The organism is Pseudomonas frederiksbergensis, from assembly GCF_003732665.1.
Lineage (GTDB): Bacteria > Pseudomonadota > Gammaproteobacteria > Pseudomonadales > Pseudomonadaceae > Aquipseudomonas > Aquipseudomonas frederiksbergensis_G.
Window position 1 is genome coordinate 122,687 of record NZ_MOBP01000015.1, and the last position, 12,789, is coordinate 135,475.

A 12,789-nucleotide genomic window follows, 5' to 3' on the forward strand; every position below is an offset into this window, starting at 1 on the left:
GCGCCGCACGGCGCATTCTTGAGCGCCGCGGGAGGCCGGTGCTACCATGCGCAACCGCCAGAACAGGCAAGGAACCCCCTGGTTTATGAGCACTATCCGCGAGCGCAACAAAGAACTGATCCTGCGTGCCGCCAGTGAAGAATTTGCCGACAAGGGCTTCGCTGCGACCAAAACCAGTGATATCGCGGCCAAGGCGGGATTGCCCAAGCCCAACGTCTACTACTATTTCAAATCCAAGGAAAACCTCTACCGCGAGGTCCTGGAAAGCATCATCGAGCCGATCCTGCAGGCCTCGACGCCGTTCAACGCCGACGGCGTACCCAGCGAAGTGCTGAGCGGCTACATCCGCTCCAAGATCCGCATCTCCCGCGACCTGCCTTTCGCCTCCAAGGTGTTCGCCAGCGAAATCATGCACGGCGCCCCGCACCTGAGCGCCGACCTGGTGGAACGCCTCAACGGCCAGGCCAAGCACAACATCGACTGCATCCAGACCTGGATCGACCGCAACCAAATCGCCCCCATCGACCCCAACCACCTGATGTTCAGCATCTGGGCCGCCACCCAGACCTATGCCGACTTCGACTGGCAAATCTCGGCGGTGACGGGTAAAGCCAAGCTGGATGAAGCGGATTATGAAGCGGCGGCGCAGACCATTATTCGGTTGGTGTTGAAGGGGTGTGAGCCGGACTGATACACCGCGGCGCGGCCTTCGCGAGCAAGCCCGCTCCCACAGGGGATCTTCAGTGTTATGGAGATCGAGTGTGGGAGCGGGCTTGCTCGCGAATGGGGCAACTCGGTCCCAAGCCTAAAGCCAAACGGCATCCCACAACGGATAGTCGCCATACCTTTCTACCAACCCCGCCCGCAATGGGTTGGTCACCACATACCGCGCAACCTTCACCAAACACTCCTCCCGCCGCAAAGCTCGGTCGTGAAAACCCTGCTGCCAGAGACTGCCCGTTCTGCCGGCGGCCTCATTGATTGCTCGTGCACTCAGGGATTTGGTCTGACACATCAATTGCCCCAGTGATCCTTTTTGCAACTGGATCAACCAATGAAAATGGTCTGGCATGACAACAAAGGCCAAGGAGTCAACAAACCCTTGCTCCTGTGCTTGTTTGAATTGATGCACCACCATCCTGCCCAAGGTGTAATCCCTGAAAACAGGCTCCCGTTTGAGGGTATTGGCTGTCAGAAGGTAGATGCGGTTTTGCTCGGCATAGCGGCCGATGCGCAAGCGATGTGAAGCGGACAGCTCAGGCATTCCTTTGCCCCTTTCATGATTGATTCATGAAAAGGCTAGACCTGGGAACGGAAGCTCGTAGTTCAGACTTTTAGCTGGATGTGTCTGGAGGATCGCCTTCGCGAGCAAGCCCGCTCCCACAAGGGGTTTGGGGTGGACACAAATTGTGTGAACACTACAAGACCACCTGTGGGAGCGGGCTTGCTCGCGAAAGCGCCAGTTCAATCAACAAAAATCTTAAGCACTAACCCCCGCATCCCCCCGCAACCCCAGCGCTTCAATCGCCTGAATTGCACACTGTTCATCCACATCGGAAATATCCCCGCTGATCCCCACCGCGCCCAGCACGTTCCCGTCCTGATCGCGAATTAGCACGCCGCCCGGTGCCGGCACGACGCTGCCCTGCCCCAGGCTGTTGAGCGCGGCGATAAACGCGGGTCGTTGTTGCGCGTCCAGCGCCAGCAGGCGTGAGCCTTTGCCCAGGGCAATCGCGCCCCAGGCTTTGCCGATGGCGATTTGCGGGCGCAGCAGGCTGGCGCCGTCTTCGCGCTGCAAGGAGATCAGGTGGCCGCCGGCGTCCAGCACGGCGATGGTCAGGGGGGCTGCGGAGATTGCACGCCCTGCGGCGATGGCCTGGGCGATCAGGTTGTTTGCGACGTTCAAGGTTAAAGCGCTCATGGTGCCGTCCTCATTTTGTTTTTGGAAAGCGGTTGGGCTGCGGTTTTGTGCCGCAGTCCGATGCAACAAATAGAACACAATAGATTATTTATTTGTATACAATAATTCTCGAAAAGCGCCACATGCGACGAAAAGCCACAGCAGGATGGGCTTCCGACGAATGAAACAGACGCTTGAGAAAATGGATTGACCTGCGCCGTCCGCCGTGAATACACTCTGCGCAAAGCCACTTGTATACAATTACAAAACGTAAGAGGCACCAAAACCATGAGCAAAATGAGAGCAATCGAAGCCGCCGTTCTGGTGATGCGCCGCGAAGGGGTTGATACCGCTTTTGGCATCCCGGGCGCCGCGATCAACCCGCTGTACTCCGCCCTGCAGAAGGTCGGTGGCATCGATCACGTCCTCGCTCGCCACGTGGAAGGCGCTTCGCACATGGCCGAGGGTTACACCCGCACCAAGGCCGGCAATATCGGCGTGTGCATCGGCACCTCCGGCCCGGCGGGCACTGACATGGTCACCGGCCTTTACAGCGCCTCGGCCGACTCGATCCCGATCCTGTGCATCACCGGCCAGGCACCCCGGGCGCGCATGCATAAGGAAGACTTCCAGGCGGTCGACATCACCGCCATCGTCAAGCCAGTGACCAAGTGGGCCACCACCGTCATGGAACCGGGCCAAGTGCCGTATGCGTTCCAGAAAGCCTTCTACGAAATGCGTTCCGGCCGTCCAGGCCCGGTGCTGATCGACCTTCCGTTCGACGTGCAGATGGCCGAAATCGAATTCGACATCGACGCCTACGAACCGCTGCCACTGGCCAAGCCCACCGCCAACCGCGTGCAAATCGAGAAGGCCCTGGCCATGCTCGATCAGGCTGAGCGTCCATTGCTGGTGGCCGGCGGCGGCATCATCAACGCCGACGCCAGCGAATTGCTGGTGGAGTTCGCCGAGCTGACCGGCATTCCAGTGATCCCGACCCTGATGGGCTGGGGCACCATCCCCGACGATCACCCGTTGATGGTCGGCATGGTCGGCCTGCAAACCTCGCACCGCTACGGCAACGCGACGATGCTCAAGTCCGACCTGGTGCTGGGCGTCGGTAACCGCTGGGCCAACCGCCACACCGGCTCGATCGACGTCTACACCGAAGGCCGCAAGTTCATTCACGTCGACATCGAACCGACCCAGATCGGCCGCGTGTTCACGCCAGACCTGGGCATCGTCTCCGACGCCGCCGCCGCGCTGACCGTGTTCATCGAAGTCGCTCGCGAATGGCAAGCCGCCGGCAAGCTGAAAAACCGCAGCGCCTGGCTGCAAGATTGCCAGCAGCGCAAATCCAGCCTGCAACGCAAGACCCACTTCGACAACGTGCCGGTCAAGCCGCAGCGCTTGTATGAAGAGATGAACCAAGTATTCGGCAAAGACACCTGCTACGTCAGCACCATTGGTCTGTCGCAGATTGCCGGCGCGCAATTCCTGCACGTCTACAAGCCGCGTCACTGGATCAACTGCGGCCAGGCTGGCCCGTTGGGCTGGACCATTCCGGCGGCGCTGGGCGTGGTCAAGGCTGATCCGACTCGCAAAGTCGTGGCACTGTCGGGCGACTATGATTTCCAGTTCATGATCGAGGAATTGGCGGTGGGCGCGCAGTTCAAGCTGCCGTACATCCACGTCGTGGTGAACAACTCGTACCTTGGGTTGATCCGCCAGGCCCAGCGCGGTTTCGACATGGACTACTGCGTGCAGCTGTCCTTCGATAACCTGAACGCGCCGGAACTCAACGGTTACGGTGTCGATCACGTGGCAGTCGCCGAAGGCCTCGGCTGCAAGGCGCTGCGCGTATTCGAACCGGGTCAGATCCAGCCTGCCCTGCGCAAGGCCCAGGAACTGATCGAAGAGTTCAAGGTGCCGGTGATCGTCGAGATTATCCTGGAGCGCGTGACCAACATTTCCATGGGCACCGAGATCAACGCCGTCAACGAATTCGAAGACCTGGCGTTGGTCGGCAACGATGCGCCAACCGCGATTTCGTTGCTCGATTGATCATCCCCTGTGGGAGCGGGCTTGCTCGCGAAGGCGGCGGCACAATCAACATTGATGTCGCCTGACACACCGCTTTCGCGAGCAAGCCCGCTCCCACAAGGGACCACACATTTACGGGAGACCACCATGCCGCGTTTCGCAGCCAACCTGTCCATGCTGTTCACCGAACAGGATTTTCTTGCCCGTTTTGAAGCGGCCGCCAAGGCCGGCTTCAGTGGTGTCGAGTACCTGTTCCCCTACGACTTCAGCTCCGCCGAGATCAAGGCCAAGCTCGATGCCAACGGTCTGACCCAGGTGCTGTTCAACCTGCCGGCCGGTGACTGGGCCAAGGGCGAGCGCGGTATCGCGTGCCTGCCGGATCGGGTCGAAGAGTTCCGCGCCGGGGTCGATCTGGCGATTGCCTACGCGCAAGTGCTGGGCAACACCCAGATCAACTGCCTGGCCGGTATTCGTCCGCAAGGCATCGACGACGCCACCGTGGAAAAAACCTTCGTCAGCAACCTCAAGTACGCCGCCGACAAGCTGCAAGCGGTGGGCATCAAACTGGTGATGGAAGCGATCAACACCCGCGACATCCCGGGTTTCTACCTGAACAACACGGCGCAAGCCCTGTCGATTCGCGAACAGGTCGGCAGCGCCAATCTGTTCCTGCAATACGACATCTATCACATGCAAATCATGGAAGGCGACCTGGCTCGCACCCTGCAATCGCACCTGGGCGAAATCAACCACGTGCAACTGGCGGACAACCCAGGGCGCAACGAACCGGGCACCGGTGAGATCAACTACCGCTTCCTGTTCGAACACCTGGATCGCATTGGTTATCAGGGTTGGGTCGGTTGTGAATACAAGCCGCTGACCACCACCGAAGCGGGCCTCGGCTGGCTGAAAACCCATAACGCGATCTAAACGCATACCCCTGTAGGAGCTGCCGAAGGCTGCGATCTTTTGATCTTGACCTTCAAAAGCAAAATCAAAAGATCGCAGCCTTCGGCAGCTCCTACGGCTGTTTATAAAAACAAGAGGATTTTCTCATGGCTAAAATCGGATTTATCGGCACCGGCATCATGGGCCACCCAATGGCGTTGAACCTGCAGAAAGCCGGTCACAGCCTGTTCCTGTCGGCGCACCACGACGCTGCCCCGGCTGATCTGGTTGCCGGTGGCGCCATCGCCCTGGCCAACCCGAAAGAAGTCGCGCAAGAAGCTGAATTCATCATCATCATGGTGCCGGACACCCCACAGGTCGACGACGTGCTGTTCCGCGCCGACGGCATTGCCGCCGGTGTCGGCAAAGGCAAAGTGGTGATCGACATGAGTTCGATCTCGCCGACCGTCACCAAAACGTTCGCCGCCAAGATCAACGAGAAAGGTGCGCAATACCTCGACGCGCCGGTGTCCGGCGGTGAAGTCGGCGCCAAAGCCGCGAGCCTGAGCATCATGATCGGTGGTGATGCCGACGCCTTCGAACGCGCCTTGCCGCTGTTCCAGGCCATGGGCAAGAACATCACTCTGGTGGGCGGCAACGGCGACGGTCAAACCGCGAAAGTGGCGAACCAGATCATCGTTGCGCTGAACATCCAGGCCGTGGCTGAAGCGCTGTTGTTCGCCTCGAAAAACGGTGCTGACCCAGCCAAGGTCCGTGAAGCGCTGATGGGCGGTTTCGCTTCGTCCAAGATTCTTGAAGTGCACGGCGAGCGCATGATCAAAGGCACTTTCGACCCAGGCTTCCGCATCAGCCTGCACCAGAAGGACCTGAACCTGGCCTTGCAAGGCGCCAAGGAGTTGAACATCAACCTGCCGAACACCGCCAACGCCCAGCAAGTGTTCAGCACCTGCGCGGCCATCGGCGGCAGCAACTGGGACCACTCGGCGCTGATCAAGGGCCTGGAACACATGGCGAATTTCTCGATTCGCGACAAAAAATAAGCCCGCCGCAAAAACCTGTGGGAGCGGGCTTGCTCGCGAAGACGGTGTATCAAGCGCCATTTGCATTGGCTGGCACACCGCTTTCGCGAGCAAGCCCGCTCCCACAGGGAACCGAGTTGCCCTTCAAATAACAAAAAATTCCGGGAGCCCGCCATGTCGGTCGATCCGCAACACCTGCTGCGCGAGCTGTTTGCCACAGCCATCGACGCGGCCCATCCGCAGCAAGTCCTCGAAGCCCATTTACCCAAAGATCGCAGCGGTCGGGTGATCGTGATCGGCGCCGGCAAAGCCGCAGCCGCCATGGCCCAAGTGGTCGAGCGTTGCTGGCAGGGTGAAGTCTCCGGCCTGGTGGTCACCCGCTACGGCCACGGCGCCCCGTGCGAAAAAATCGAAGTGGTCGAAGCCGCGCACCCGGTGCCGGACGCGGCTGGATTGGCCGTGGCCAAACGCGTGCTGGAACTGGTCAGCAACCTCAGCGAAGACGACCGCGTGATCTTCCTGCTCTCCGGCGGTGGCTCGGCGTTGCTCGCCCTGCCAGCACAAGGCATCACCCTCGCCGACAAGCAATCGATCAACAAAGCCCTGCTCAAATCCGGCGCGACCATCGGCGAGATGAACTGCGTGCGCAAGCACCTCTCGGCGATCAAGGGCGGGCGTCTGGGCAAGGCCTGCTGGCCGGCGACTGTTTACACCTACGCGATTTCCGATGTGCCCGGCGACCTCGCCACAGTCATCGCTTCCGGCCCGACTGTGGCCGACCCGAGCACTTCAGCCGAAGCCCTGGCGATCCTCAAGCGCTACAACATCGAAGTCCCGGCCTCGGTGCGTACCTGGCTGCAAAGCCCCGAATCGGAAACCGTCAAACCCGGCGATCCGAGCCTGGCCCGCAGTCATTTCCAATTGATCGCCCGCCCGCAGCAATCCCTTGAAGCGGCGGCAGTGAAGTGCCGCCAGGCCGGTTTCAGTCCGCTGATCCTCGGTGATCTGGAAGGCGAGTCCCGGGAAGTGGCGAAGGTCCACGCCGGCATCGCCCGGCAGATCGTTTTGCATGGCCAGCCATTGGCCGCGCCCTGCGTGATTCTGTCCGGCGGCGAAACCACGGTCACCGTGCGCGGCAATGGTCGCGGCGGGCGCAACGCCGAGTTCCTGCTGAGCCTGACCGACAGCCTCAAAGGCCTGCCCGGCGTCTACGCCCTGGCCGGCGACACCGATGGCATCGACGGCTCAGAAGACAATGCCGGCGCAATCATGACCCCGGACAGCTACGCCCGCGCCGCCGCCCTCGGTCTGAGCGCCAGCGACGAGTTGGACAACAACAATGGCTACGGCTATTTCGCGGCGCTGGACGCCCTGATCGTCACCGAGCCGACGCGCACCAACGTCAACGACTTCCGCGCCATCCTGATCCTCGAGAGCACAAAAAATGACGCCTGATAAAAAGGTCAAAATCCTCGCCACCCTCGGCCCGGCCACGGACGGGATCCATGACATCCGCGAGTTGGTCGAGGCCGGGGTCAACATCTTCCGGTTGAATTTCAGCCACGGCGATCACGCCGACCATGCCAAGCGTTATCAATGGATTCGTGAAGTCGAGCGCCAGTTGAATTATCCGCTGGGGATTCTGATGGACCTGCAAGGCCCGAAACTGCGGGTCGGCAAGTTCGCCGAAGGCAAGGTGCAACTGCATCGCGGCCAGGCCCTGCGTCTGGACCTCGATCCGACACCGGGGGACGAACGCCGGGTCAACCTGCCGCACCCGGAAATCATTGCCGCCCTGGAACCGGGCATGGACCTGCTGCTGGACGACGGCAAGCTGCGCCTGCGGGTGGTGACCAAGTACACCGACGCGATCGACACCACGGTGCTCAATGGCGGCGAATTGTCGGACCGCAAAGGCGTGAACGTCCCGCAAGCGGTGCTCGACCTCAGTCCGCTGACGGCCAAGGATCGCCGGGATTTGAGCTTCGGTCTGGAGCTGGGTGTTGACTGGGTGGCGCTGTCGTTTGTGCAACGTCCGGAAGACATTCGCGAAGCTCGCGCACTGATCGGCGACAAAGCGTTTTTGATGGCGAAGATCGAGAAGCCGTCGGCGGTCACGCAACTGCGGGAAATCGCTGAATTGAGCGATGCGATCATGGTCGCTCGCGGTGATCTGGGCGTGGAAGTGCCGGCCGAAAGCGTGCCGCAGATTCAGAAAAACATCATCACCGTTTGCCGCGAACTCGGGAAACCGGTGGTGGTGGCGACGCAGATGCTGGAGTCGATGCGCTTCTCCCCCGCGCCGACTCGCGCTGAGGTGACTGACGTTGCCAACGCCGTGGCTGAAGGCGCGGATGCGGTGATGCTGTCGGCGGAAACCGCGTCCGGCGAATACCCGCTGGAAGCCGTGCAGATGATGAGCAAGATCATTCGTCAGGTAGAGAATGGTCCGGATTATCAGACGCAACTGGACGTGAGCCGGCCGAAGGCTGAAGCGACCGTGTCCGATGCGATCAGTTGCGCGATCCGTCGTATCAGCAATGTGCTGCCGGTGGCGGTACTGGTGAACTACAGCGAGTCCGGAACCTCGAGCTTGCGGGCGGCGCGGGAACGGCCGACGGTGCCAATTCTGAACCTGACGCCGAACCTGCAAACCGCGCGACGCTTGACCGTGGCCTGGGGCGTGCACTCGGTGGTGAATGATCGGCTGCGCCAGGTGGATGAAGTGTGTTCAACGGCGCTGGAGATTGCCCAGGCCCAAGGCATGGCACAGCGTGGCGATACGCTGTTGATCACTGCGGGCGTGCCGTTTGGGCAACCGGGGTCGACTAATTCGTTGCGTATCGAGACGTTGATTTAGCGCCTGTACTGGCCTCTTCGCGGGCAAGCCCGCTCCCACATTGAATCTCTGTTCAGTCGATGGATCTTTGAACAACACAAATCCACTGTGGGAGCGGGCTTGCTCGCGAATGGGGCAACTCGGTCCTCTGACAAACAAAAAATAAAATGCCTGCCAACCACTTCAACACCCACTGCCCCGACTGGGCCACGGCCCTGCTCAACGGTTTCAGCCAGATCTTCCTCCAGCGCCATCCGCTGTGCGGTCTGCTGTGCCTGTTGGCGATTCTTTTTAGCGCACCGACGCTGCTCGGCGGTGCGTTGCTGGGCGGCGTCGCCGGGTTGCTGACCGCGCAACGTCGCAACTATGCCAAGGCTGATCGCCAGGCCGGGCTGTTCAGTTACAACGGGGTTTTACTCGGCTTGCTGCTGAGCCTGTCCTTCCCCTGGTCCGCGTTGTTGCCACTGCTGATCATCGCCTGCGGCGGTCTGAGCGCCATGCTGACCCAGCAATGGCTCAAGCGTTGCCGGGATCACCATTGCTTGCCGGCCTACACCGCGCCGTTCGTGGGCTTGAGCTGGATGCTGCTCGCATTCGCCGCGCCCCAGCCTCCCGCGCTCCTTTTAGAAATGAATAGCCTCAACCTGATCGCCGCGTCCTTGAAAGGCTTTGGCCAGGTGATGTTTCTCGGGCATCCGCTGGCCGGCGTAATGATTGCCATCGGCTTGCTGATCGCGGACCGCCGCGCCTTTTGCTGGGCGTTGCTGGGTTCCGTGGCCGGTCTCGGTTTTGCCTTGTTGCACCACGAAACGTCCGCCGCGCTGCTGGGTTTGAGCAGTTACAACCCGGTGCTCACCGCCCTCGCCTTCTGTCAGTTCCGTCGCCAACCCTGGCTGCCGTTGCTGGGGATTGTGCTGGCGGTGTTGCTCACACCGGGGTTCGCCGCAGTGGGTCTGGCCACGTTGACCGCGCCGTTCATCCTCGCCTGCTGGCTGATCCGCGCCGGTATCCGCCTGCTGCGTCAGGCCGCCAATGACCGTGCGCCTTGCGCTACCGGGGAGAATCACCCTAGGCTTCGCTGATTCTCGGTTCAGGCGTTATCCATGGACATCAGCAAAAACTGGCGTGAAGAGCTTTACGTCATGGTTTTCCAGAGCGACACCAAGGCCGGGCGCCGTTTCGACGGCATCTTGCTGTTGATCATCCTCGCCAGCATCGTGGTCGTGATGCTCGACAGCATCGACGCGATTCACCAGAACTACGCCGACGTGCTCGCGTACATCGAGTGGGGCTTCACCGTTATTTTCGCCATCGAATACGGCCTGCGCCTGTACTGCTCGCCCAAGCCATTGCGCTATGCCTTCAGCTTTTATGGGCTGGTGGATTTGCTGGCGATCGTGCCCGGCATCCTCGCGCTGTATTACGCCGATGCGCAGTACTTGCTGATCATTCGGATCATCCGGATGCTGCGGATTTTCCGCGTGCTCAAGCTCAGCCCGTACCTCAAGCAAGCCAACTATTTGATGTCGGCGTTGCGCGGCAGCAAGCAAAAGATCGTGGTGTTTCTGGTTAGCGTCTGCACGCTGGTAACGGTGTTCGGCACGTTGATGTACGTGATCGAAGGTCCGGAGCACGGCTTCACCAGCATTCCCAAAGGCATCTATTGGGCTATCGTGACGCTGACCACCGTGGGCTTCGGCGATATCGTGCCCAAAACCCCGCTGGGCCAGGTGATTTCGTCGCTGGTGATGATCACCGGTTACTCGATCATCGCCGTGCCGACCGGGATTTTCACCGCCGAACTGGCCAATGCCATGCGCGGCGAACAACTGCAACACGACTGCCCGGTGTGCAAGAAAAACAGCCATGAGCACGGCGCGGCGTTTTGCTCGCGATGTGGCAATCAACTGTTTAAGAAACTGGAATAAGCAAAGTGCTTTTTAATCTTTAAAGGCCTATGCAAGCCCGGCTATAGTCGCTGGCAAAACGGTGGCAACACCTTCAATGACTGACAAATAACCCGTAGGAGCTGCCGAAGGCTGCGATCTTTTGATTTTGATCTTCAGCGGTCTTATGACGCCGAAAATCAAAAGATCGCAGCCTTCGGCAGCTCCTACACAAAACAAGGAATGCGCAGTGAAAAAACTCTTTGGCGCCTCACTTCTGGCCGCGGGCCTGGCACTGACCAGCGTGGCTCACGCCGCACCGACCCTGCTCAACGTTTCCTACGACGTGATGCGCGATTTCTACAAGGACTACAACACTGCGTTCCAGAAACACTGGCAAGCCGAGCACAACGAAAACATCACCCTGCAGATGTCCTTCGGCGGCTCCAGCAAACAGGCACGCTCGGTGATCGACGGCCTGCCCGCTGACGTCATCACCATGAACATGGCCACCGACATCAACGCCCTGGCGGACAACGGCAAACTGGTGCCGGACAACTGGGTCACGCGCTTGCCGAACAACAGCGCGCCGTTCACCTCGGCCACTGTGTTCATCGTGCGTAAAGGCAACCCGAAAGCCCTGAAAGACTGGCCCGATTTGCTCAAGGACGGCGTCCAAGTGATCGTGCCGAATCCGAAAACTTCGGGCAATGGCCGCTACACCTACCTCTCGGCCTGGGGCTACGTGCTGAAAAACGGCGGCGATGAAAACAAGGCCAAAGCCTTCGTCGGCAAACTGTTCAAACAAGCACCGGTGCTCGATACCGGTGGCCGTGCAGCCACCACCACCTTCATGACCAACCAGATCGGCGACGTGCTGGTGACCTTCGAAAACGAAGCGGAAATGATTGCCCGCGAGTTTGGTCGTGATCAGTTTGAAGTGATCTACCCGAGCGTTTCTGCTGAAGCCGAGCCGCCGGTGTCGGTGGTCGATAAAACCGTCGACAAAAAAGGCACTCGCGCGGCGGCGGAGGAATACCTGAAATACCTGTGGTCGCCGGAAGGCCAAGAGATTGCCGCAGCGAACTACCTGCGTCCGCGGGACCCGGCTGTTTTGGCCAAGTACACCGATCGCTTCCCCAAGGTGGATTTCCTCTCGGTAGAGAAAACCTTTGGCGACTGGCGCACCGTGCAGAAGACCCACTTCAATGATGGCGGGATCTTTGACCAGATTTATGCGCAGTAAGGGCTAAGGCTCAATGAAAAAGGCGACCTGCAGAGGTCGCCTTTTTTGTGCCCGAACACAAGACTTGAGTCCGCTGAAGATCCCCTTGTGGGAGCGGGCTTGCTCGCGAATGCGGTGTGTCATTCAATGTTGATATTGACTGATACACCGCATTCGCGAGCAAGCCCGCTCCCACAGGGATTTGTGGCTGCTGTTACATCGGCGGTGTCACGCCATCCTTGCCGGCCGAGATGGATTGAGCCGTCAACGTCCCATCCGCACTCGGGGTCACGGACGTCACGATCTTCACCCCGACCTTGAGCAAGCTGCGATCCCCCGGTGCCAGGTTCACAATCGGTACATCCTCAGGCACCAGAATCTTCTTTTGGCCACCCTTGTAGTTCACGGTCAGGGTCCGGCCATTGCTGACCACCAGATCGCCGACGCTGCCATTGGTCATGGTGCTGTCCTTGCTCAGGTCGAACGGTCGATGGCCGTCGCCGCTGCCCGCCAGTTCAGGCGGGAAGACGTGGACTTCCAGGGCCTTGAGGGTGCCGTCTTGCTGGGGAATCGCCGCCGAGCCGATGTAACTGCCGGGCTTGATGTCTTCGATATTAGCGAGGGTGACCGCGCGAACCTGGGTGTCCTTGGTCAGGTTGATGACCAGGTTGTCGCCATTTTTGGCGTGGACTTTCAACATGTCGGCGCTGACGCCGGTGATCTCGCCGCGAATGCGCATACCCTGCGCATCGGCGGCCTGGGCGGCGCCCGCCGTGAACAGGCTGATCAAGGTAATTACTGACGCATTGCGAATCAGGTGACGAAACATCGCATTCATGGAAATGCCTTCCTGTTATGAAACGTGAAGAGAGAACATAAGCACGCTATCGAACAAGATGTAAGTGAATGTATCATCGGACCTCAAAGTTTTGCCGCAAGGTTCATCGGCGGACACCGCACGCGTCCGT

Annotated in this window: 12 protein-coding genes; 9 read left to right on the top strand and 3 right to left on the bottom strand. The window is 60.0% G+C overall.

Features of this window, described 5'->3' with window-relative positions; genetic code table 11:
• The first annotated feature begins 85 nt into the window (after nucleotides 1-85).
• Nucleotides 86-691 carry a TetR/AcrR family transcriptional regulator gene (locus BK665_RS24240; RefSeq protein ID WP_123409110.1) on the top strand — a complete coding sequence of 202 codons (606 nt, stop codon included), beginning with the start codon at nucleotides 86-88 and terminating at the stop codon, nucleotides 689-691.
• A gap of 114 nt (nucleotides 692-805) precedes the next feature.
• Here BK665_RS24240 and BK665_RS24245 read toward each other — a convergent pair whose 3' ends face one another.
• Both BK665_RS24245 and BK665_RS24250 read right to left on the bottom strand, forming a co-directional pair.
• Complete coding sequence (locus BK665_RS24245; RefSeq protein WP_123409111.1) at nucleotides 806-1,264, bottom strand: REP-associated tyrosine transposase; 459 nt, start codon at nucleotides 1,262-1,264, stop codon at nucleotides 806-808.
• A 216-nt stretch (nucleotides 1,265-1,480) separates the two neighbouring features.
• Nucleotides 1,481-1,921, bottom strand: a complete 441-nt coding sequence (locus BK665_RS24250; RefSeq protein WP_123409112.1) for a GlcG/HbpS family heme-binding protein — start codon at nucleotides 1,919-1,921, stop codon at nucleotides 1,481-1,483.
• 267 nt (nucleotides 1,922-2,188) lie between these two features.
• Here BK665_RS24250 and gcl point away from each other — a divergent pair, with 267 nt between their 5' ends.
• From gcl to BK665_RS24305, 8 genes are all read left to right on the top strand, one after another.
• Nucleotides 2,189-3,964 (top strand): glyoxylate carboligase, encoded by a 1,776-nt coding sequence (gcl, locus tag BK665_RS24255; protein ID WP_123409113.1) that lies wholly within the window; start codon nucleotides 2,189-2,191, stop codon nucleotides 3,962-3,964.
• 126 nt (nucleotides 3,965-4,090) lie between these two features.
• Nucleotides 4,091-4,873 carry a hydroxypyruvate isomerase gene (hyi, locus tag BK665_RS24265; RefSeq protein ID WP_123409114.1) on the top strand — a complete coding sequence of 261 codons (783 nt, stop codon included), beginning with the start codon at nucleotides 4,091-4,093 and terminating at the stop codon, nucleotides 4,871-4,873.
• Between the two features lie 125 nt (nucleotides 4,874-4,998).
• Nucleotides 4,999-5,892, top strand: coding sequence for a 2-hydroxy-3-oxopropionate reductase (locus tag BK665_RS24275; RefSeq protein ID WP_123409115.1), 894 nt, complete (start codon nucleotides 4,999-5,001; stop codon nucleotides 5,890-5,892).
• 153 nt (nucleotides 5,893-6,045) lie between these two features.
• The gene (locus BK665_RS24285; protein WP_123409116.1) at nucleotides 6,046-7,326 is read left to right on the top strand and encodes a glycerate kinase type-2 family protein; all 1,281 of its coding nucleotides are present in this window, start codon (nucleotides 6,046-6,048) and stop codon (nucleotides 7,324-7,326) included.
• Nucleotides 7,316-8,731 (top strand): pyruvate kinase, encoded by a 1,416-nt coding sequence (pyk, locus tag BK665_RS24290; RefSeq protein ID WP_123409117.1) that lies wholly within the window; start codon nucleotides 7,316-7,318, stop codon nucleotides 8,729-8,731. The genes BK665_RS24285 and pyk overlap by 11 nt, the downstream gene beginning before the upstream one ends.
• Before the next feature lie 146 nt (nucleotides 8,732-8,877).
• Nucleotides 8,878-9,792 (top strand): urea transporter, encoded by a 915-nt coding sequence (locus BK665_RS24295; RefSeq protein ID WP_123409118.1) that lies wholly within the window; start codon nucleotides 8,878-8,880, stop codon nucleotides 9,790-9,792.
• Between the two features lie 21 nt (nucleotides 9,793-9,813).
• Nucleotides 9,814-10,638, top strand: coding sequence for an ion transporter (locus BK665_RS24300; RefSeq protein ID WP_123409119.1), 825 nt, complete (start codon nucleotides 9,814-9,816; stop codon nucleotides 10,636-10,638).
• Between the two features lie 208 nt (nucleotides 10,639-10,846).
• Nucleotides 10,847-11,842 (top strand): sulfate ABC transporter substrate-binding protein, encoded by a 996-nt coding sequence (locus tag BK665_RS24305; protein WP_123409120.1) that lies wholly within the window; start codon nucleotides 10,847-10,849, stop codon nucleotides 11,840-11,842.
• 193 nt (nucleotides 11,843-12,035) lie between these two features.
• On the opposite strand, the gene BK665_RS24310 is transcribed toward BK665_RS24305, so the two are convergent.
• Complete coding sequence (locus BK665_RS24310) at nucleotides 12,036-12,659, bottom strand: DUF5666 domain-containing protein (RefSeq protein WP_185076619.1); 624 nt, start codon at nucleotides 12,657-12,659, stop codon at nucleotides 12,036-12,038.
• Between the last annotated feature and the right edge of the window lie 130 nt (nucleotides 12,660-12,789).

Coding starts and splice junctions, on each gene's coding strand:
- BK665_RS24240 (WP_123409110.1), top strand. CDS start 86: ATGAGCACTATCCGCGAGCGCAACAAAGAACTGATCCTGCGTGCCGCC.
- BK665_RS24245 (WP_123409111.1), bottom strand. CDS start 1,264: ATGCCTGAGCTGTCCGCTTCACATCGCTTGCGCATCGGCCGCTATGCC.
- BK665_RS24250 (WP_123409112.1), bottom strand. CDS start 1,921: ATGAGCGCTTTAACCTTGAACGTCGCAAACAACCTGATCGCCCAGGCC.
- gcl (WP_123409113.1), top strand. CDS start 2,189: ATGAGCAAAATGAGAGCAATCGAAGCCGCCGTTCTGGTGATGCGCCGC.
- hyi (WP_123409114.1), top strand. CDS start 4,091: ATGCCGCGTTTCGCAGCCAACCTGTCCATGCTGTTCACCGAACAGGAT.
- BK665_RS24275 (WP_123409115.1), top strand. CDS start 4,999: ATGGCTAAAATCGGATTTATCGGCACCGGCATCATGGGCCACCCAATG.
- BK665_RS24285 (WP_123409116.1), top strand. CDS start 6,046: ATGTCGGTCGATCCGCAACACCTGCTGCGCGAGCTGTTTGCCACAGCC.
- pyk (WP_123409117.1), top strand. CDS start 7,316: ATGACGCCTGATAAAAAGGTCAAAATCCTCGCCACCCTCGGCCCGGCC.
- BK665_RS24295 (WP_123409118.1), top strand. CDS start 8,878: ATGCCTGCCAACCACTTCAACACCCACTGCCCCGACTGGGCCACGGCC.
- BK665_RS24300 (WP_123409119.1), top strand. CDS start 9,814: ATGGACATCAGCAAAAACTGGCGTGAAGAGCTTTACGTCATGGTTTTC.
- BK665_RS24310 (WP_185076619.1), bottom strand. CDS start 12,659: ATGAATGCGATGTTTCGTCACCTGATTCGCAATGCGTCAGTAATTACC.